This window comes from Hyphomicrobium sp. 1Nfss2.1 (assembly GCF_965243865.1).
GTDB lineage: Bacteria > Pseudomonadota > Alphaproteobacteria > Rhizobiales > Hyphomicrobiaceae > Hyphomicrobium_A.
On sequence record NZ_OZ251603.1, the window covers coordinates 1,846,753 to 1,866,309 of the forward strand.

16 protein-coding genes are annotated in these 19,557 nt (G+C 63.2%); 7 read left to right on the forward strand and 9 right to left on the reverse strand.

Annotated elements, in window-relative coordinates; translation table 11 throughout:
• Positions 1-3: 3 nt before the first annotated feature.
• Both ACP15D_RS09065 and ACP15D_RS09070 read right to left on the reverse strand, forming a co-directional pair.
• The gene (locus ACP15D_RS09065) at positions 4-1,551 is read right to left on the reverse strand and encodes a Y-family DNA polymerase (protein WP_424957202.1); all 1,548 of its coding nucleotides are present in this window, start codon (positions 1,549-1,551) and stop codon (positions 4-6) included.
• Positions 1,469-2,281, reverse strand: a complete 813-nt coding sequence (locus ACP15D_RS09070) for an ImuA family protein (protein WP_424957203.1) — start codon at positions 2,279-2,281, stop codon at positions 1,469-1,471. The genes ACP15D_RS09065 and ACP15D_RS09070 overlap by 83 nt, the downstream gene beginning before the upstream one ends.
• A 645-nt stretch (positions 2,282-2,926) precedes the next feature.
• Between ACP15D_RS09070 and ACP15D_RS09075 the strand changes: the two genes are divergently transcribed.
• Positions 2,927-4,039 (forward strand): L,D-transpeptidase, encoded by a 1,113-nt coding sequence (locus ACP15D_RS09075; RefSeq protein ID WP_424957204.1) that lies wholly within the window; start codon positions 2,927-2,929, stop codon positions 4,037-4,039.
• 72 nt (positions 4,040-4,111) lie between these two features.
• Here the strand turns inward: ACP15D_RS09075 and ACP15D_RS09080 are convergent, their stop codons facing one another.
• Entirely contained in the window at positions 4,112-5,014 is a 903-nt protein-coding gene (locus ACP15D_RS09080) for a zinc ABC transporter substrate-binding protein (RefSeq protein WP_424959201.1), read from the reverse strand.
• 241 nt (positions 5,015-5,255) lie between these two features.
• On the opposite strand from ACP15D_RS09080, the gene ACP15D_RS09085 reads away from it, so the two are divergent.
• From ACP15D_RS09085 to ACP15D_RS09095, 3 genes are all read left to right on the forward strand, one after another.
• Positions 5,256-5,954 carry a DUF1007 family protein gene (locus tag ACP15D_RS09085; protein WP_424957205.1) on the forward strand — a complete coding sequence of 233 codons (699 nt, stop codon included), beginning with the start codon at positions 5,256-5,258 and terminating at the stop codon, positions 5,952-5,954.
• A gap of 114 nt (positions 5,955-6,068) precedes the next feature.
• Complete coding sequence (locus ACP15D_RS09090; RefSeq protein ID WP_424957206.1) at positions 6,069-7,133, forward strand: twin-arginine translocation signal domain-containing protein; 1,065 nt, start codon at positions 6,069-6,071, stop codon at positions 7,131-7,133.
• A gap of 116 nt (positions 7,134-7,249) precedes the next feature.
• On the forward strand, positions 7,250-7,555 hold the full coding sequence (locus ACP15D_RS09095) for a hypothetical protein (protein ID WP_424957207.1): 306 nt from the start codon (positions 7,250-7,252) through the stop codon (positions 7,553-7,555).
• A gap of 46 nt (positions 7,556-7,601) precedes the next feature.
• Here the strand turns inward: ACP15D_RS09095 and ACP15D_RS09100 are convergent, their stop codons facing one another.
• A complete protein-coding gene (locus ACP15D_RS09100) occupies positions 7,602-8,795 on the reverse strand; it encodes a pyridoxal-phosphate-dependent aminotransferase family protein (protein WP_424957208.1) in 1,194 nt (397 codons plus the stop codon).
• Between the two features lie 285 nt (positions 8,796-9,080).
• Here ACP15D_RS09100 and ACP15D_RS09105 point away from each other — a divergent pair, with 285 nt between their 5' ends.
• Complete coding sequence (locus ACP15D_RS09105; RefSeq protein WP_424957209.1) at positions 9,081-10,424, forward strand: amidase; 1,344 nt, start codon at positions 9,081-9,083, stop codon at positions 10,422-10,424.
• 7 nt (positions 10,425-10,431) lie between these two features.
• Here ACP15D_RS09105 and ACP15D_RS09110 read toward each other — a convergent pair whose 3' ends face one another.
• From ACP15D_RS09110 to ACP15D_RS09120, 3 genes are all read right to left on the reverse strand, one after another.
• Positions 10,432-10,743: a DUF4389 domain-containing protein gene (locus ACP15D_RS09110; protein ID WP_424957210.1), complete on the reverse strand. Its 312-nt coding sequence runs from the start codon at positions 10,741-10,743 to the stop codon at positions 10,432-10,434.
• Positions 10,744-10,842: 99 nt separating this feature from the next.
• Entirely contained in the window at positions 10,843-11,226 is a 384-nt protein-coding gene (locus tag ACP15D_RS09115) for a VOC family protein (RefSeq protein ID WP_424957211.1), read from the reverse strand.
• Positions 11,227-11,235: 9 nt separating this feature from the next.
• Complete coding sequence (locus ACP15D_RS09120; protein WP_424957212.1) at positions 11,236-12,204, reverse strand: 2-hydroxyacid dehydrogenase; 969 nt, start codon at positions 12,202-12,204, stop codon at positions 11,236-11,238.
• 219 nt (positions 12,205-12,423) lie between these two features.
• Between ACP15D_RS09120 and ACP15D_RS09125 the strand changes: the two genes are divergently transcribed.
• Positions 12,424-12,792, forward strand: a complete 369-nt coding sequence (locus ACP15D_RS09125) for a hypothetical protein (protein WP_424957213.1) — start codon at positions 12,424-12,426, stop codon at positions 12,790-12,792.
• Between the two features lie 66 nt (positions 12,793-12,858).
• On the opposite strand, the gene ACP15D_RS09130 is transcribed toward ACP15D_RS09125, so the two are convergent.
• Positions 12,859-15,609, reverse strand: a complete 2,751-nt coding sequence (locus ACP15D_RS09130) for a TonB-dependent receptor (protein WP_424957214.1) — start codon at positions 15,607-15,609, stop codon at positions 12,859-12,861.
• A gap of 326 nt (positions 15,610-15,935) precedes the next feature.
• A complete protein-coding gene (locus ACP15D_RS09135; RefSeq protein ID WP_424957215.1) occupies positions 15,936-18,416 on the reverse strand; it encodes a TonB-dependent receptor in 2,481 nt (826 codons plus the stop codon).
• A gap of 630 nt (positions 18,417-19,046) precedes the next feature.
• On the opposite strand from ACP15D_RS09135, the gene ACP15D_RS09140 reads away from it, so the two are divergent.
• Complete coding sequence (locus ACP15D_RS09140; protein WP_424957216.1) at positions 19,047-19,508, forward strand: hypothetical protein; 462 nt, start codon at positions 19,047-19,049, stop codon at positions 19,506-19,508.
• Positions 19,509-19,557: the final 49 nt, after the last annotated feature.

Genomic DNA, 19,557 nt, shown 5'->3' on the forward strand with positions numbered 1-19,557 from the left:
GCCTCACCCATAGAGCCCATGCAGGAACCAGCGCGGCAGCTCCTCTTCCCCGCGCCCGTAAAGCCCCTCGCGAAACACCCAGTAGCCCGCGCCCCCTTCATCCTCGATGCGGTAGTAATCGCGCGTGCCGCTCTTCTTCGTGGTGATCTCATCCCACCATTCCGGAGCCACGCGTTGCGGACCTTCTGCACGCACGATGCGCCGCTCCACCCGTCGCCAGGTAAAACTCGCCGGCGGCCCTTCCGGTACCTCGGCGACGACCCCGATCGGCTCGGGAGTTGGCAGCAACAGCGGCGGCGGCACCGGACATTTACTCTGCAGCCAGGTGCCTGGCTGCTGACGCGCGAGGGCAGCAACCCGCGCCTGTGCTCGCTCCGGGATATGGCTTTCACGCGCCACGATCCGGCTGACGCGCGCTGCACCCAATCTGTTCGTCAGCCTGTCGACGAGCTCTGATGCCTCCGCACGCGCCTCATGGGTAAGACGTGTTGCAAGTGTCTCCTGCTGAAGGCCCGGCCTCTCGACCTGCACGGCAGCCAGCACCATCACATCGACACCAAAGCCGGCATCGAGCACGGCGATCTTCTCGAGCAGCAAGTCCGCCATGTGCTCAGGCGCCCATGATGGCTGGCTGAGCCCCGCGCGCACCTCGGCAACACTGCCGTCGGCCCGGTAGAGCGACAGCGCCAAGCGCCGCGCGCCCAGCCCGCGAGCGGAGAGATGCACGCAAAGCTCCTTGGTGAGCAGCCGCATCTCGGATTGCAGCTGCTCCGACGCGATCAGCGGATCAGGCCAGGAGCGCTGCACATAAAGTGCCGGTGGCTCCAACAGTGGCTTGCATGGTTCACCCCGCACGCCCAGCGCCTGATCGAGACGTGTCAGCACAGCTTCGACACCCTTCGCCGAGCGGAACCTGCGCCCCAGCGCCGCCCGCGGCAGGTGGTAAAGATCACCGATCCGCCGCAGACCAAGACGCTTCAACAGCAGCACCGAATCCGGCACTAGGCGCAAAGCCTCGACAGGCAAGCGCGCCAAAGACGGCTCAGTTCGCCCCTCCCCAGCGACCGCGGGCGTCGACGGCGCAAAGCGCGCCAAGGCATGCGCCGCGCCAAGCGTATCGGCAAGGCCGACGCGCGCTGTCAGCGAGAACCGGCGCAAACGCGTGGCGATATCGTTCAGCAGCTGCTCTTCCCCGCCGAACAGATGCGCCACCCCCGTGATGTCGATCCATAGCCCATCCTCGCCGTCGATGTTTCTGTTCGGACCATAACGGCCGCACCAGCGCGCAAGGCGCATCAGAGCGCTGCGATCCCGGCGCGGATCGGCCTGCTGCGTCATCAGTTCGGGAAAGACGGCGCGCGCATCGGCGAGGGCCTGGCCGATGCGCACGCCTTTAGCCGCCGCCTGCGGGGTGACGGCGGTTATGCGGATTCCGTTGGCGCCTGCCTCGACGAGGGCAAGCGCTGCATCATCGGGAACGAGCGCCGGCTGCGCGCGCTTCAGACGCTCGATCGGCCAGAGCGGCAGCCATATGGAAACGATGCGTTTCATCCGACCATTCCAACCAAAGAGGATGATGCTCGTGCGTCATTGGGCGATGTCGGCAGCGCTCCAGCACAACGCCGTAGCGCTGCGCTCCAGGTGCCGATGCATTGAAGGGATGCCTGCCGCTGGAACACGCCTCGATGCGCCAGCGCGTGGCTGTGGAGCCGGCAGGAGACAGCCGCGGATCGGTAACGAGAAGGCACGGCGTTGCGTGCTCTGCCGCAGCGAGACTGAGGCGCCGGGCAGGCGTCAGCTCGACTTCACTGATAACCCCGATCACCAGCGCCAGGCTCTGTGAGCGCAGGCCTTCTTCCATCGCCCACAAGGCTTCGCTCGCTCGCGCCGTCTCCACGAACAGCCAATCCGACGGCGCAAAACCCAAGGCGGAAAGACCACCGCCATATGGCGCGCCGAACTCACGTGCGAATTGCGATGACCAGCACCACAACACCGGCGCCGAGGCGGACTGCACGCCCGCCAGGCTTTCCACACGCCGCGCCGTAAGCCGCAACGCAAAGCCGAGCGCTGCCGCCCAGTCGCCTGCCGTTGCACCCGCGCCGCGTGGCACCGTCTTCACTTCATGCAAGGAGGCTGGATCGAGGCCTCCGCCCAGCCGGCGATCGAACTCTCGAACACCTAAAGTCCAGCCGCTGCGCGTCTGCGGATCATCGACCGCCTGCAGCTCAGGCGCGCCGCGCTCCATCGCATGGATGCTCGCCCGCAACCGCGCCAGCACCTCCTGTCTGCCATCCAGCGCGGGCAGGAGTGACCCAGGCTTTCCCGAAATGCCGCCCTCCGGAACGGCGAGGAGGGACTCGCCATTCCGGTTCGGGCAAGAGCTCCTAGGCCCTACGCCACGCAACTCGCTACGCGAACACGCACTGGGGCCAGGCTCTGACCGCGAGACCCAGGGCAGACAGCCGGACGGTGGGGTGGGGGATGAGGCTGACTGATCCACTGGAACGCTCTCGCACCAAACGTGGCGATGACACGTCATCGCGTTCGTCGTTTGTTCTAAATGACCAGCACGTTCACGTCAAGATCAAAACAGGAACAAAAAGCGCTCAAAAAGGCTGCGCAAGCACACTGGAGTGATGCACAGATTCTCCACAACAAAGGGGTTGCACACAGGCGAATCGATTCGGCCTGCAGCCTGACTGCCGCACCAACAGGCGCGGAAGTGATGGAAAATCAGGCTCTTGGCCGTGCACTAATGCGACAGTCGCCAGAAAAACCCATCAAAGATCCCGTCCGGGTGCGGATGCGAACACAGTGTGGCCCGCCTGCTCTGCCGTCGAGAAATGAGACTGCTATATACGATGCCTTCACCTTATGGTCGCAAGCTCCCCGCGAGCGAAACTAACCCCGGAGACATTCAGTAATGACGTCTCGCAGTCTGATGAGTTCTATTGCCCTGGCAGCCCTCGTTGCCACCGCTTCCACGTTCACGACCCAGCATGCGCAAGCGCAGGGCCTGTTCGAATTCCTTTGGGGCGGCGGTCAGGAATGGGGCGGCAGCAAGCAGACCGTATCCTTCGACCCCAAATACACGTCGGGCCAGATCATTGTCAGCTTCGGCGACCGGCGGCTGTACCTCATCAACCAGCCGGGAGTCGCCATCAGCTACCCGATCGCCGTGCCGCGCGAGCAGAGCCGCTGGCAGGGCACCACCACGGTCACCAACAAGCGCGAAAATCCGTCCTGGCGTCCGACGCCTGACATGCTGCGCGAAAACCCCAAGCTGCCGCTGTGGGTCCCTGGTGGTCACCGCATGAACCCGCTTGGCGTGCGCGCCATGTACCTCGGCTCCAGCCTGTATCGCATCCACGGCACCGACGCGCCCTGGACGATCGGTCAGGCGGTGTCGAAGGGCTGCATCCGTATGCTCAACGACGACGTCCTCGACCTTTATCCGCGCGTCCCCGTCGGCACCAAGGTGACGGTCACTTGGCAACGCTTCTCCTCGGAGCATATTGCCGATGGCGCAGAACCGTCTCCGGGCAGCGCATCCAGTGCGACGATGGCATCCTATAAGACGCCGGGACGCAGCATTCGCCCGCGCACGGCGTCGTCTCTCGTCGAGAAGATTTCGGCAACCGGCGGCATGAGCGAAGCGGACGCCGCCGATCCGAACGCCATCGATCCCAATGCCGACGAAGCAAGTCTTGCCGCTGCTGCAGAGCAGCCGCTGGAGCCCGCCAAGCCGGTTAAGAAATCCGAAGCCCACCAGCCATCAGCCACGGTGAAGACCGCCGAGGTTCACAAGAAGCCGGCTGCACCGCGCGCACCCGCAGCTACAGCTGCTGCACCGGCACCTACGGCTGCTGCTCCAGCACACAGCTCCGGCGCTCACGATGCCGCCTCTGCAGCCGAGAGAGCCGCGGAAGCTGCCGCCAAAGCAGCCGCCTCTGCCCGCGCCGCTGCCGAAGCCGCAAAGAAAGCGGCAGAGGACGCCAGGAAGGCAATGGAGCCGGGCAAGAGTGCCGCGCTGTAAGTCAGCGACGAAGCACCACGATCGAATTGAAAAGGGCAGCGCGAAGCTGCCCTTTTTCTTTTTTCGCCAGCCTTACTGCGCCGGCGCCAGACACGCCTTGAGCGAACTCGCCAGATTGCGCATCAGCACGAAGTAAAGCTGCGCCCCCGCCTCCAATGAGAGCCCCTCCGGATCGAGCGTACCCCCGCGCGCCCCCGTCCCCTCGGTGAGCGCCGCGACCAGCTGCGGCTGAAACAGCGGCTCGGCGAACACGCATAGCGCCTTCAACTCGCGGATCTTGTTGCGCAGCTCGATGAGACGCTTCGCACTCGGCTGCACCTCCGGACTGACTGTGATCGAACCGACGGCATCAAGGTCGAACCGCCGGTCGAAGTATTGGTAAGCGTCGTGAAACACGACGAAGGGTTTGCCCTGCAGCGGCCGCGTTGTGATCGCCAGCTCGCTCGTCAGTGCATCTATATCGCCGACGAGACGGTCAGCGTTCGCTTTGAAGCGCGCCGCGTGCTCGGGAAAGCGTTGCGCGAGCACCTCCGCCACATAGCGGCCGATCGCCTTCGCGTTTTCGGGATCGAGCCAAATGTGCGCGTCGGCGTCGTTGGCATCAGCCTCATCCTCTGCAACGTGTCCCTCCGCCTCGCCGCCGTGCCGGTGCTCGAATGTGCCCGTATGGCGTTGCTCGAGCAGCCTGACACCCGGCGCGTCAACCAGGGTGACCACGTCAATGCCCTCCGGAAGCGCGCGCACCAGCTTACCGGTAAACGGCTCCAGCCTTTCAGAGACGCGAAAGAGCACCGCAGCGGCATCGACGGCTTGCACCTGCGAGGGGCGCAGTGAAAAGCTGTGCGGAGATGCCTTCCCGTCGACGAGGAGCAGCGGCGTTCCCACCCCCTCCATCACGTTGCTCACCAGCGAATGGATCGGCTTGATCGTAACGACGACGTCCGTCTCGCCCGCGAGCGCCATCCCGGGCAGCATCACCCAGACGGCCGCAATGGCGGGGAGCCAGTCACCAGCCCAACGTTTCCCCAGACGCCCCTTCCCCACGCGGCAAAATTTCTCTCCCAGCGTCCAGCGGGCGCCCGTCATGCTATAAATCCGATCGATGGTCTGATTGTGATAATATCCGCAAGCTAGTGCACCCACGCCGAACACGCAACCGCCACCTTCCCGCTCCATCTAGCGGGCGGCATCTTGCTTTGACCCGGAGACACCTCAAGTGCACGCCACCAGATCCTGGCTCGTACTCACGGCAGTGTCAGTCTGCGCGGCCCTGGCCGCAACCAAAGCGTCTGCCCACCCGCACGTCTGGGTGACGATGCAGGAGACGGTGCTCTACGACAAAGGCAACATCACCGGCCTGCGCCAGGCGTGGACGTTCGACGAGATGTACACGCAGCAGGCCATCGAGGGCTTGGACAAGAACGGCGACGGCAAGTTCGATCGCGAGGAGCTGAAAGAGCTGGCGCAGGTCAACATCGATGGCCTCAAGGAGTTTGACTACTTCACCTACGCCAAAGTCGGGACAAACCCGCTGAAGTTCAGCCCGCCCGTCGACTATTGGCTCGATTACACCGACAAAGGCATCCTCACACTCCACTTCACACTCCCGCTCGAAAAGCCCATCGAGGCCATCACCCCAGGATTCAACTTCGCGGTCTTCGACCCGAGCTACTTCATCGCCTTCGACTACGCCGAAACCGATCCCGTAAAGCTCGGCGCCAACGCACCGGCAGGCTGCAAGGCGGCCGTGCATGAGCCGGAAGAGGATAGCGATACGCAGCGCCTCAACGACGCCTTCTCCAGCGCGCTTGGCAAAGATGGTCAGCAGGGCGCCGGCGGTCCGATGGGCGTTGGTGGAACCGTCAGCATCGGCAGCAGCGGCGCAACCGTCACCGTTGATTGCGCCAAGTCGTAATTCGCGTTCAGCATCAGTTGTTTGGCGTCAGAAGACGGATGCCCAGCACTCATGTAGAGTGCAGCTCGATCAGCTTTCATGCGGCTCCGGCCGCTTGCCCGAGGGGATGACGCGATGGATCGGCGTGAGTTCCTGAAAACGACCGGCGCAGCGGCCGCTGCCGTAGCCGCCACGCAGGCTGTCGCGACGGAAGCTGGCGCCGCTCAAGCATCGGCAGCCCCGGCTGTAAGCACAGGTCTCAAAGAGCTTCGCCTCGCAATCCCCTTCAATGATGGCTTTGCCGGTCCGGCCGACTATGCCCGTCGGCTTGCCCGCAACATCGGCGACCTGAGCGCCGGCCGCATTCGCGTTGCACCGGCATTCGGCATCGCAAATGCTGCCGACGCTGTGCGCGCAGGCGACGCCGATCTTTTCTTTGATATGGCCGACAGCCAGCTCGATATGCACCGCGCCTTTGCCTATTTCGCCGGCCTGCCCGGCGACCAAGGCGTGTCTCCGCGCGATTTGCAGACCTGGATCACCGTAGGCGGCGGCCAAGCGCTTTGGGATGACCTTGCGGCCGAAACGGATGTGAAGCCGCTTCTTGCCGCCCATACCGGATCACAGAGCCTCATGCTCGCGACGCGCCACGTCGAAGCGATGGCGACACTGGCCGGGCGCAAAACCCATGTCACCGGACTGGCGCGTGACGTCGCTCAAGGCCTGGGATTGGAAGTCGTCTCGCTGCCTGCGGACGCCATCGCCGCAGCGATGCGAGCAGGCGAGATTGAGATCGCCGAATGCGGTGGCGCGATTGTCAGCTACGCGCTGCAGATTCCTGCAGCCGCGCCTTACCTCACAGGCACCAGCATCAACCAGAACGGCAGCGCGATGCTCCTCGGCGTCCGCCGCGGGCTTTGGGATGGTCTTGATGCCGGCGAGCAGAACATGATCAGCGCGGCAGCAGCAGCGGAGTTCCAGCTGTCGCTCTCCGAGGAAGAAGCGCACCGCCCCATGCTCTATCCCACACCCAGCCATGAGCGCACTTGGCCGATCTCAGCAGAGCTTAACCACGCCATTCAGCGCGTGGCAGCGGCGGTCGTTGCGCACGCCGCAGGCACAGACGCAACGTCCCGGCGCATCGCCGCCAGCTACGCTGCCTTCCGCACACGCGCGGGCAGCGACCGCGCATCCGCCTGAACCACGCGGCGCACTAACTTATTTCTGCGGTGAGCTGTCGCAGCAGCCCATCCGTCAATATTTTGCTGCATCCCACTGACTGATGATGGCCTCGGCCACTCACCAGGGGGAAGTTAATGAATATTGCGCGCGTAGCTGCCTTGAGTATCGCATTGCCGGCAGCATCCATGGCGATTGCCGAAGAGCTCAAGCTCCCGCCCGAAGTCACACCAGCTCTACGCGCAGCATGCGAGGGCGATGTGCGCCGCATCGGCTGCCTCGGCCCATCGCCCACCTACGCCAAGGTGAAAAGCTGCGTCATCGCCCGCTACATGAAGCTCGGCACCAAGTGCAAGATGCAGCTCGCAGTCGCCGGCTACTCCGGCCCGTCGAACGTGCCGAAGTCGGTCAAAGGACCGCTTCTCGAAGCGTCTGCAAAATAATCGAAGAAAATGCGCGGGCCGGGATCACGTCTGGCCCGCGATTTCATTAAGCCGCTTTAGCGGTGGCCGGGCGTGCGGTCTCGGCGATATACGCCATCGCCTCCGCGACGCCGCCCTTTTCGTGCGGCACGCCAGCAAGCTCCAGCCCCATCTCGACACCCGTCAGCGCACCCAGAATAGTGAGCTCGTTCGTGTATCCGAGATGGCCGATGCGGAACGCCTTGCCGGCCAGCTTATTGAGCCCCGTGCCGAGCGACATGTTGAAGTTCTCGAGCACCAGCTTGCGGAATGTATCGGCGTTGTGCCCGTCTGGCATCGTCACCGCCGTCACCGCGGGCGAATGACCGCGCGCATCGCGGCACCACGTCTCGAGGCCCCAGCCACGCACCGCCCGGCGCGTCGCCTCGGCAAGACGCTCGTGGCGCGCAAATACGTTGTCGAGGCCTTCCTCGTGCAGCATCGCGATCGCCTCGGAGAGACCGAACAGCAGCCCCACCGGCGGCGTATAGGGGAACGTGCCCGTCGGATTGATCGCGAGCATGTCGTCCCAATTCCAGTACGAGCGCGGCAGCTTCGCCTTCTTCGACGCGGCAATCGCCTTCGGGCTGACCGCCGTGAACGACATGCCCGGCGGCAGCATCAGGCCCTTTTGCGAACCCGAGATGGCGACGTCGATGCCCCACTCGTCAAAGCGCAGGTCCATCGCCGCGAGCGACGAAATCGCATCGACCATCAGCAGCGCCGGATGCTTCGCCGCATCCATCGCCCGGCGCATGTCGTCGATCCACGTGCGCGCACCCGTCGAGGTCTCGTTGTGCACCACGCACACGGCCTTGATCTGATGCGAGCCGTCCTTCTTGAGGCGCGCTTCCAGCGCGTTCGCATCGCCGCCCGCATGCCAGTCGGTCGGCAGCACCTCGGGCTTCAGCCCCATGCGCTCGGCCATATTGCGCCACAGCACGGCGAACTGCCCGGTCTCGATCACCAAAATCTGGTCGCCAGGCGACAACGTGTTGACGAACGCCGCCTCCCACGCGCCCGTACCGGACGAGGGATAAATGATGACGGGGCTCTGCGTCTTGAAAATCGTTTTGACGTCAGCGAAGAGCTTCTGCCCGAATTCGCAGAATGTCGGACCGCGGTGATCCAGCATCTGCCGCGACATGGCATTGAGGATTCGCTCCGGCACCGGCGTCGGTCCAGGTATCTGCAGGAAGTGGCGGCCGGTCTGGTTGGCCATGTGCGTTCCCCTCGGCATGCTCTACGTTTTCCGCAGCATCTCCTTGCGGCGCCACCCCGGTAGAAACCGGGTACGAGGCACCCCTCGAGGCTTCTTTTATCTGCGGAAGGAGCAGCTATAGGTATGAAAGCAAAGAGCCGTCAAGCCACCTGCACGAGGATTGAGCACAATGCCACGGCCCGCTGTGGGCTGTCGGAACCAGGCACCTGGCCAAGATATACCGCCTTGACGCGCAGCTGCTTCCTCGCACACCGCCTACACGACGCAATTGGAGCCATCTAAAGTATGAGCCGACCGCTTCCCAGCGACCTCACCGCGCTCTCTGCCACGGCCGCCGCGGCCGCAATCAAGGAGGGGGCGATTTCCTCCGTTGATCTCGTCAGCGCGTGCCTTGAACGCATCACCGAGCGCGAGCCAGAGGTCGGCGCCTGGGCGCATCTCGACCCTGAACTTGCCGTATCTCAAGCGCGCGAAGCAGATGCGCAGCTCGCCCGTGGCGATGATGTCGGCCCCCTGCACGGCGTCCCCATCGGCGTCAAAGACATCTTCGACACTGCCGACTACCCGACCGAAAACGGATGCCCCATCTTTGCCGGACGTCGTCCCGAGCGCGACGCAACGTGCGTCGCCGCCCTGCGCGCAGCGGGCGCCATTATCATTGGCAAGACGGTCACAACGGAGCTTGCGCTATTGACGCCCGCTCGCACGCGCAATCCCATCAATCTCGGCCACACGCCCGGCGGATCGTCGGCAGGTTCGGCCGCCGCCGTTGCAGATCACATGATCCCGGCAGCGCTCGGCAGCCAGACGGCCGGATCCATCATCCGCCCCGCTTCCTTCTGCGGCGTCTACGGCTTCAAGCCGACGCTTGGCCTCGTCCCGCGCGCGGGCGTGCTGATGCAGTCGCACACGCTCGATACCGTGGGCATCTACGGCCGCTCGATTGAGGATGTGGCCCTTCTCACTGACAGCATGGCGGCACTTGAGCCCGATGATGAAGTGAGCTTCCGCCGCAGCCGCCCAGGGCTGCTCGCCACGGCGCGCGCCCGCCCACCTGTCCCGCCACGCTTCGCCTTCGTGAAGCCTCCGCCCTGGTCGGATGCCGATCCCGAAATGCAGGTCGCATTCGAAGCTCTCATCGCCCGCCTAGGCGACCGCGCCGTCGAGATCGACATACCAGTGCTGGCCGATGTCATCGAATGGCAGCGCATCGTGCAGCTCGCCGAGAATGCCCATTATTATGGCCCGCTGCTGGACGAAGCCCCGCAGCACATCTCCCCTGGCCTCACTCAACGGCTGAAAGAAGGTCGCGCAGTCGACGCACAGACTTACTTGCGATCGATCACCGGCCGCGAGCCAGCCTACCGCACCATCGCCACGGCCATGCGCGGTTTCAGCGCCATCCTCACCGCCGCCGCATTGGGACCAGCGCCAGAAGGCTTCACCATCACCGGGAGCCCGATCATGAATGGCCTGTGGACCTACCTCGGCATGCCCGCGCTATCACTGCCACTGCTCGAAGCGAAGGGTTTGCCCGTCGGCGTTCAGCTGGTCGGCCTCCGCCACGACGACGCGCGCCTGCTGCGCACCGGACGTTGGCTGGCAGACGCGGCGAGTGACCAGAGCTGAAGCGCGACTAGTCCGCGGCAGGCCACGCCGCCCACGGGAATGGCTTCTCGTCACTGACGAAGGTGAGGAATTTGGCGGTGTCCGCGACCCATTTCGCCAGCGAGCTGCCGAACTTCACCAGCTGTCCGTTGGGCTCACCCGAGAACAATAGCCACAGGAATTGCGCGATCGCTGTCACGCACAGAAGAGTCTGCGCAATCCCGAACGCCAGCGCCAGAAGCAGCATGTAGAGGCCGCGCATCCACACGGCGATGTCGCCGAAGGAAGACTTGCGCTCCGGCGTCACGGCGCCGGTTGAGGTCTGCTCGATAGGTTCCATGGCAGTGCTCCTCTCTGTGTCGCCTCGCCAGCCGGCAGAGCGCGACGCCTCGACTCACTCCATCTCCCCCGATAATCCCTCCGTAGTCTTACCTTTTGATTAGCCCTTTTCGCCCGTCTGCGCGAGCTGAAACACATTGCCCTCCGGATCGCGCCCATCGCACAGCAACCCCGTCAGGCCCGGATACTGCTTGATTTCGCCAATGCTGACGCCCACCGCGATCAGCTTCTCGCGCGTTTCGGCAATCGGTGTGTCGATCGCAAACACGATCTTTGCGTTGCTGCCTTCGCCGGGGCGCCCCTCCGCATCGCGGTAGGGAAGCCCCACGCGGTGCAACGCCAGCTCGCAGGCGCCCGCCTTTAGCACCGCCCACTCGCCGGCGATGTGCTGCAGGAGCGGAAAGCCGAACGCCTGCCGGTAGAATTCCGACAGGCGCTCGACGTCTTGAACATAAAGAATGATGCGCGCGAGCTTGACGCTCATGGCGATCTCTTACGCCAGCTTGAATGGCATATCCTTGCCGGCGAAGAACGCGTCGATGTTGTCGAGCGCTTCGAAGCCCATCTGATTGCGCGCTTCGATTGCCGCCGATCCCAGGTGCGGGAACAGGAACGTGTTCGGCAGGTCGTAGTAGCCCTCGTTGATATTGGGCTCGCCCGCGAACACATCGAGGCCGGCATAGCCGAGACGCCCCGATTTCAGCGCCGCGATCATGTCCTCGTCCTTCACCAGGTCGCCGCGCGCAGTGTTCACGACGATGGCGCCCTGCGGCAGCTTCTCGATCACGTCCTTGTTGAAGAAATAGCGCGTCTCCGGCGTGGACGGCGCGTTGATCGAGAAGAACTGCGACACGCCGAGCAGGCTGTCGAGGCTGTCGTGATACGTAGCGTTGTACTTCGCTTCGACCTCGGGCTTCGCGCGGTAGATGTCGTAGTAGTGGATGTTCATGTCGAAGCCGCGGGCGCGCTGCGCCAGCGCCTGGCCGATCTTGCCGAAGCCGTAGATGCCCAGATTCTTGTTGTCGAGGCGCTGGCCGACGAGCTGCAGCGGCTGCCAGCCCGGCCAGGAGTGCGTGCGGATCATGCGCTCACCCTCGGAGGCGCGGCGCGCCGAACCGAGCAGCAGCAGCATGGCGATCTCGGCCGTGGCGACCGTGACACCGTGCGGCGCGTTGCCCACCTTGATGCCGCGTGCCTTGCAGGCTTCCAGATCGATGTGGTCGAAGCCGATCGAGAACGTCGAGATGCACTTGATGTTCTCGGGCACCCGGTCGATCACCGCTTTCGGGCATTTCTCGTTCAGGGTTAGCAGGATCGCATCTACCGACTTCGCCGTTTCCAGCATCTCGTCGACGGTGATCTTGGGGTTGTCGCCGTGGGCGATGACATCATAGCTCTCGCGGGCGCGGGCCATGACGGCCTCCGGCAGAGGCCAGGTGATCAGGATTTTTTTCTTGCTCATGGGACGTCTCCCCCGGGAAGGTCAACCTGTTGCGGGACTAAAGTCGAAGCCCGCTCGATACATGGCCGCGATCCATGCCGCAATGGCTCCCGCCTGACAAGCGCAGCGACACGTTGGGCAACGCTTTCTTCACCATACCGGGGCGAAAATCGGCCCCTCGCATGCTGCGCTGCCGAAAGACCCTGCGAAACTTCTCCCTCTCAAGCGGAGCTGACCTCCATGCTGAGAGCAATCGTTCTCACGCTCGCCGTGCTGGCGGGGGCTAAAATCTGGGCCCAGGATCGCCTCTACCGCGACGGCGCCGAGGAAGCGCTGATCCGCGCCTACCGCGAGCGCGCGATCGCCGCGTGCCAGAGCACCAACATGCCCGTCTCCGGCATCGCTGCCCCGCTTTGGACACGCCCCAGCACGGTCGACCTCGTCATCGGCCGCTCCAACGTCGACGTACGCATCTGGCAGCTCGCCAACGAGCGCTGGCCGCTACGCTTCAAGCACCCCCACGTGGTCCTGACACTCGCCAACGCTGGCACCGCCCCCGTCTGCGAATACGACGTGATCGAGGAGCGCGCCTACGTCACCCAGATGTAGCCAGGCAACAAAAAGCGCCGGCAGCCTCTTTCAAGACCGCCGGCGCCCGGGAGAACTGAGACCGACTTAGTAGTGGAACTTCACACCGCCGTAGGCCACCAGCGGCGGCGCCGGCGTGATCGTGCGCGCGTTCGTGAAGAAGTCGTCGCCCGTCGCGGGATTGGCTTCCGAGGCCTCGTTCGCCGCTTCCAGGTTGAAGTAGTTGCCAAACAGGCCGTAGTGCGAATTGAAGAGGTTGTAGATGAGGCCGTAGAGCTGCACGTTCTCCGTGAGGTCGTAGTACGTGTGCAGATCGACCTTGGCGTAACCACCGAGTGGTGCCGTGTCGTTACCCTCATCGCCGTAGAACACCTGGCTCGAAGCCGCCGTGAGGTCGGCACCGAACCGCCACTGCGGCGTGATCAGGTAATCGAAACCCGCCTTGAAGCGGCTGAGCGGAATGCCGGGGATGCGATCTCCGGAGTTGACCTGCACGCAGGTGACCTCTTCGCCTTCGTTCTCGCCGCACTCGAATGCGACGGGATTGTTCGGCGAAGGCAGGATGAAGCTCGACTGGAACGTCGCATCCACCAGCGCATAGTTGGCATAGATCATCCAGCGTTGGTCGACATATCGGCCGCCGATTTCCACGCCCTGCCGCAGCGTGTCGCCGATGTTGTCGAAGTAGCCGCGGCCCGTAATCGGCGCCGCCACGGTGTAGATGTCATTGGTGTTGAGAGCACGGAATAGGCCGGCGCTCCACTCGAACCGCTCGTTGTTATACCCCTGAAGCTTGCCGCGCAGACCGAGCTCCCAGGTGTGCGACACGACCTGCTCAAGCGGGGGGTCGGCCGTCAGGAAGCTTTCCAGCAAGCAGGGGTTCTCGGGATCGGCGCATGCAAGCTCGGCAGGTGTCGGAGCGCGGTTCGCTTCGGCATAGCCACCGTACAGCGTCAGTCCCGGAGAAATCAGATACGTGGCGCCGACCATGGGGTTGAAGCGCTGATAGCTATTGTTGCCGTTGAGCTCGGGAGCAAGGCCAGACTTGTCCTCGATCAGCACGCGAGCGAAATTATAGCGGCCTCCAACCGTAAGCGCGAGGTCGGTCGTGAGATCGACCGTGTCTGACAGGTAGAGACCTACGTAGTTGTTGGTGGTGGCCAGATTACGCGGCTGCACGTCATCGGGTTCCGTCAGCAGCACGTCGAGACTGTTGACCACGAACAGCGGTTCGAACGATCCCAGCGTCGAGTTCGCCCCGTAGGACACGTTGCCCTGGTCGTAGCTCGCGCCGATCAGGAACTGGTTCTTGTAACCGGCAATGTAGTCCTTGTTGACCGCCTGCCCTGAGAAGCCAAAACTGTTGGTGGTCTGCGAGGTGCTGTCCAGCGAGCCGAGCGGATCGGCGATGTCCGAAGGAATGGTGCCGTTGGCGTTGACGCCTGGCCCCGTGCCGCCCATCTCCTCGCCCTCGAGGCAGAGAATGCTCGGATCACCATCGCACGCCTCAGCCTCGGAGATGTTGCCATCGATGTGCGACTGCTTGAACCACCGATAATAGCCTACGCCCTGCAACGACCACGTCGGCGACACCTCGATGCTACCGTTGGCGGAGATCATCGCCACCTGGTTCTTGGTCGTCTGTGGCGAAGTGAAGGTGTTGCTCCAGCTGAGGTCCAGCAGCTGCTCAGGCGCAGCCGCCGTCACGCCGACAAAGTTCGCAGCACCCGTGAAATTCAAATGGAATTCGGTGCCATCACCCTTCGCGCCGATGTCTGCGTACATGCGCCGGATGCGCGACTGCGAGAAATCGCGATAGCCGTTGTCGTGGATGCCTTCGAGGGACATGAACCCGCCCCACGAGCCGCTGTTGCCACCGACCGCGAGACCACCCTGGTAGCGGCCGAACGAGCCGCCCATGATGTTCAGCTCAGCGCCCTGGTAGTTCCAACCGTCGCGCATCATGATCGTCAGCGCGCCGCCCAGCGCGTTAAGACCGAACACCGGGTTCGCACCGATCAGCGTCATGCCGCTGATGGCGTTGTCGGGCAGGAAGTCGTAGTTGACGATGTCGCCGAAGCTTTCGTTGATGCGCACGCCGTTCTGATAGACCGCAAGCCCCTGTGGCACGCCGTTGACCGGCGAAGATTCATAGCCGCGGAACTGCAGGTTGCGCTGGAACACGTTGCCCTGCGCATCTTCTAAGATGACGCCCGGGACCGTCTGCTGCAGCACTTCCGGCACGGACGTATAACCGGTGCGCGCGAAGTCCTCCGCGCTGGCACGGCCGACGCCGCCTGGGAATTTGCCGATCGGAATCGCACTGCCCTGCACGGGCGACATCTGCACCGAGCCGCTGTCGATGCCCCCCTCGCCTGGCTGGTATGTCGCTGGCGTATCGAGAAGTTGCACCGGCGGCGGTGTAGCGGTGCTGACCGGAGGCGCCGCTGGTGCCGGAGCCGGTTGCGGCGCTGGCGAAACCACTTGCTTCTTCGTCGGTGCCGGCTTTTTGGCAGCGGCCTTGGGTGCCGGCTGCGCCTTCTTCTGAATGACCTCTACCGGCGGAAGCTGATTCGCCGCTGGAGCCGGCGGCGTCGGCTGTTGTGCTGTCGCGTTGGGCGCTGCAGCCGGAGGCACCGTGCTGGGTGCGGGCGCTGCCTGAACTGGTGGCGTAGTCGGCGCTGGAGCCTGCGGGGGCGTCGCTGCCGGCGGCGTGCCCTGTGCCGGCGCTGCCTGCTGAGGTGCGGGAGTAGTTGCTTGCTGCGCACCAGCTGGAACAATCAACAACGCAGTTACGCCAGCCGCCCGCGCCAACCGTCTCAGGCCTCTGCCGTCCATCTCGCCCCCTCGAAGAATAAATTTTTGCTGTTTGCACTCCTTCGGCAACGCAACGACGCAACTCAGGAAACCACGCGGTGAAATTCGGGAAAAATTCCCGAATTTTTCTTGTTTTTCCGTGCGACTCAAACCGCAGCACTGAAAGAATTGCATGGCGCGCCAGATACGCCGTCAAGCCAGCCGCACGCCCGCAACTGTGTATCACTTGCCCAAAGTTGCCTTCAGGCCACGCACACTTCTTCCACAACTGGCAAACACAAAAGCCCTCCTCGCGAACGAGAAGGGCTTCGGTGGTCAGTGGGGCAGGAGTAGCTCTGCGAGTTTGCTCAGTACTTGATCTTGACGCCGCCGTAGGCCGCGAAAGGCATGGCCGGCGAGATCGTGCGCGGATCCGAAAGTGCAGAGCGCCCGAAGACCGGCACCTCGGCCGGCTCCTCGAAGTAGGTGCCGTAGAGCCCGTACCTGCTATCGAACAGGTTTTTGACCAAGCCGTAGATCTGGAACTTCTCGGTGACGTCGTACGACGTATGCAGGTCGACCCGTCCATAGCCCCCGAGCATGGACGAGATTCCGTCCGCGTCGGCGTCCTCCTTGGCCTCGTTCGGGAACAGCGGCTGGTCGCTCGCTGCAACGAGGTCGGCACCGAACTTCCACTTCGAGGTCAGCCAGTAGTCGAAGCCGGCCTTGAAGCGGTGACGCGGGATTCCGGGCAACCGATCGCCCGCCTCGAGGAACGCGCACTCGCCGCTCGGGTCGTCGCACTTGTCGAGCGTCGCGTCGACGTAGGCATAGGAGCCGTAGACGCTCCACTTGCGCGTCTCGTACGTGGCGGAAAGCTCAACGCCCTGGCGCAGCGTATCGCCGGCATTGACGAAGTAGATGCGCCCTGCGTTAGAGCCCGATGCAATGACGGGCAGAATGTCATCGGAGGCCAGGGTACGGAACAGGCCCGCGCCCCATGTATACACTCCCCCGTTCAACACGCCTTGCCCACGCAGGCCGATCTCGGCCGTACGCCCCACCACCTGCTTCAGCGGCGGGTCGTCGGTCAGGAAGCTCTCGATGAGGCAGGGATTGTCAGGCTCGGCACAACCAAGTTCGGCCGGCGTCGGCGCGCGATTGGATTCCGAGTAACCGCCATAGACCGAAAGCCCCGGAGCCAGCTTGTAATTGGCGCCCGCCATCGGATTGAAGCGTTCGTACGTGTTCGTTGCATTCAGATCGTCGAACAAACCGGTGTTATCGGTCAGCTTGATGCGTGCGTAATTGTAGCGGCCGCCGACCGTAACCGTGAGACGGTCCGTTACATCGAGCGCGTCGGAGACGTAGACTCCCCAATACGTGTTCTCGGCATCGAGATCGCGTGGAGAGACCTCGTTCTCCGCATCGCTGACGATGATTCCTGAGCCTTCGACCACATACTTGGAGCCAATGGTGCCAAGTTCACTCGACGTCTTGTAGTTCGTGTCACCGTGATCGTAGGAGACACCGGCCAGGAACAGGTTACGCTTCCCGAACAGCTTCGCCTTCTCCTGCGCCTCGATGACGCCACCCCAGCTGCTGCTCGTCGTAGCCAAGCGCTCGATCGAGCCGAAGGGCTCGTCGATGCCTTCATCGTCGACATCAACGGGTGTATTGGTCCCGTTGTACAGGAGCGGATTGCCTGTGCCCTCGTCCAAGCACAGGAAGTCTTCCATTCCTGCAGCTGTGCACTCGTCCGCCTCGGTCAGGTTGCCGTCGACAACGCGGTTCTTATAGCGGCGGTAGTAGCCGACGCCGGAGAAAGTCAGCGTGTCGGTTGCCTTCACCGATGCCGAGATGGACGGCATCAGGACTTCGAGATCGGTGGTTTGCGGTGACGTAAAGGTGTTGCTCCAGCTATCGTCGAGCAGTTCCACCGGAGCCGCCGCCGTCGCACCGAAGTGATTGCTGGCAGCCGTCAGGCTGAAGTGCATTTCGGTGTAGGTACCCTTGAGGCCAAGGTCGCCGTAGAAGCGCTTCACCTCGCTGTCCGAGAAGTCGCGGAAGCCGTCGTCCTCGTACAACTCCGACGCGACATAGAAAGCGGCGTTGCCGCTGGAACCGCCGGCCTGAACGCCGACCTGTTTGCGCCCGAACGATCCGAACATGATGTCGAGTTCGCCGCCCTGGTAGCTGAAGCCGTCCTTCATGGCGATGCTCACGGCGCCGCCCACCGCGTTCAATCCGAACGACGGGTTGTTGCTGACCACCGACATGGAGGAGATGGCATTGCTCGGCAGAACATCCCAGTTGACCACATCGCCGAAGGCTTCGTTGATGCGCACGCCATTCTGGTAGACAGCAAGGCCCTGCGAACGGCCGCTCACCGGCGAGGCATCAAACCCGCGATATGAAAGCTCTGCACGGAGCGGGTTACCCGCTGCGTCCGAGATGATGATGCCCGGCACCTTCTGCTGGAGCGCCTGCTGTATCGAGCCGGTGCCTTCTGCTTCGATGTCCGTGTCAGTGACATTGGTGACGGCGCTCGGCACCGTAATCGGAGGCGCGGCTGTCACGGGCGCCGCAGGTGTCTGAGCGGCAGCACCTTGCGGCGTGCCACCCGAACCCGAGCCGACACTGCTGAGCGGAGATACTGCCGGCGCCTTCTTCTTGGCGCGCGCTGCTTTCTGGCTGGGCGTGTCTTGGATGACTTCTACCGGAGGCAGCTCAACGGCCGCCGAAGCCGGTTCTGGAGCGGCGTTGCCGCCTTGCTCCTGTGCTAGCGCGGAAGTCGAAGCCAGACCAACAAGACACAATACGGACGCAAACGCCGTCGCGGAACGCATTACTCGATTCCCCCAGTTACGCGAGGTGACTAACTCACCGAAAACTGTCCGGCCGGGCCTTTGTGTTGCGAACCGCCGCCGTCCGCGAGCCCGTTCCGGTCGTCACCCATCCGTCAAACTTTCCCGTTGCTCGGGATATTTTTTGAAGGTGGGCGTAATTAACTGAGGTAGAAAAGTGTGCCGCCGTACTCTGGTCAAGGTTGCGCGGCGGCTGCCCCGACAAACCCCGAGGCAGTGTGTCTCATGCGCATCGAATTCGGGAAAATATCCCGACATGCTCGGGAGTTATTCCCGACTATCGGTGCCCTAATTTCCGCATTTGACACGGGTCGTCTGCGCAGTGTTACTTCATTCAGTGGCGCGCAGGTGGAAACTCATCCCCGGTTATGTTGCCGAGGGTTTTCGCTAGCTCCCCTGCGACACCGAAAAATAGAGCCGACTGTGCAAGATCGGCCGAGGGAGGAAGAGCAACCATGCGATCGCACCCGCAGCAACCAGAAGTCGAGAAAGTTTAGCAACTCACACGGTCGCCCCTGCGCAACAAATGATGCCACGCCAAGTCTTTGACATAGGCGACCGCTTCATCGAGCGTCCGGGACGTTCGGATCAACAATGAACTGGTTGCGACCTATGAAAACAATAAAGTCCAAATCAACCGCGGTCATCGCCGCCCTCGCCGCCCTTTGTGTCGGCTCGGGACTCGCCGCTCAGGAAACGCCCTCTGCCCAGTCGAACGCCAGCGGAGAAGGTGTGACCGTCGAGCTCAACAAGCTCGAACCGTCCGACAAAGGTTGCCGCGCCTACATCGTCGTGAGCAATCCGACGCAAGCCTCTTACGATGCATACAAACTTGATCTCGTACTGTTCCAGACGGATGGCGTCATCGGACGCCGCCTGGCGCTCGATCTGGCCCCCGTCCGGGCCGACAAGCGCACCGTTAAGCTGTTCGACCTAGAAGGAACCCAGTGCGACACGATCGGCAACTTCCTCGTTAACGACGTGCTCGACTGCAAGACCGCATCCGGCCCGGCTGCCAACTGCCTGGCCAACCTCAAGGTCAAATCGCTGACTAAGGCTGAAATTACAAAGTAAGGGTTTCGCCAGTGATAGTGTTCGCCGCCGCCGCCCAGCAGGACTACTC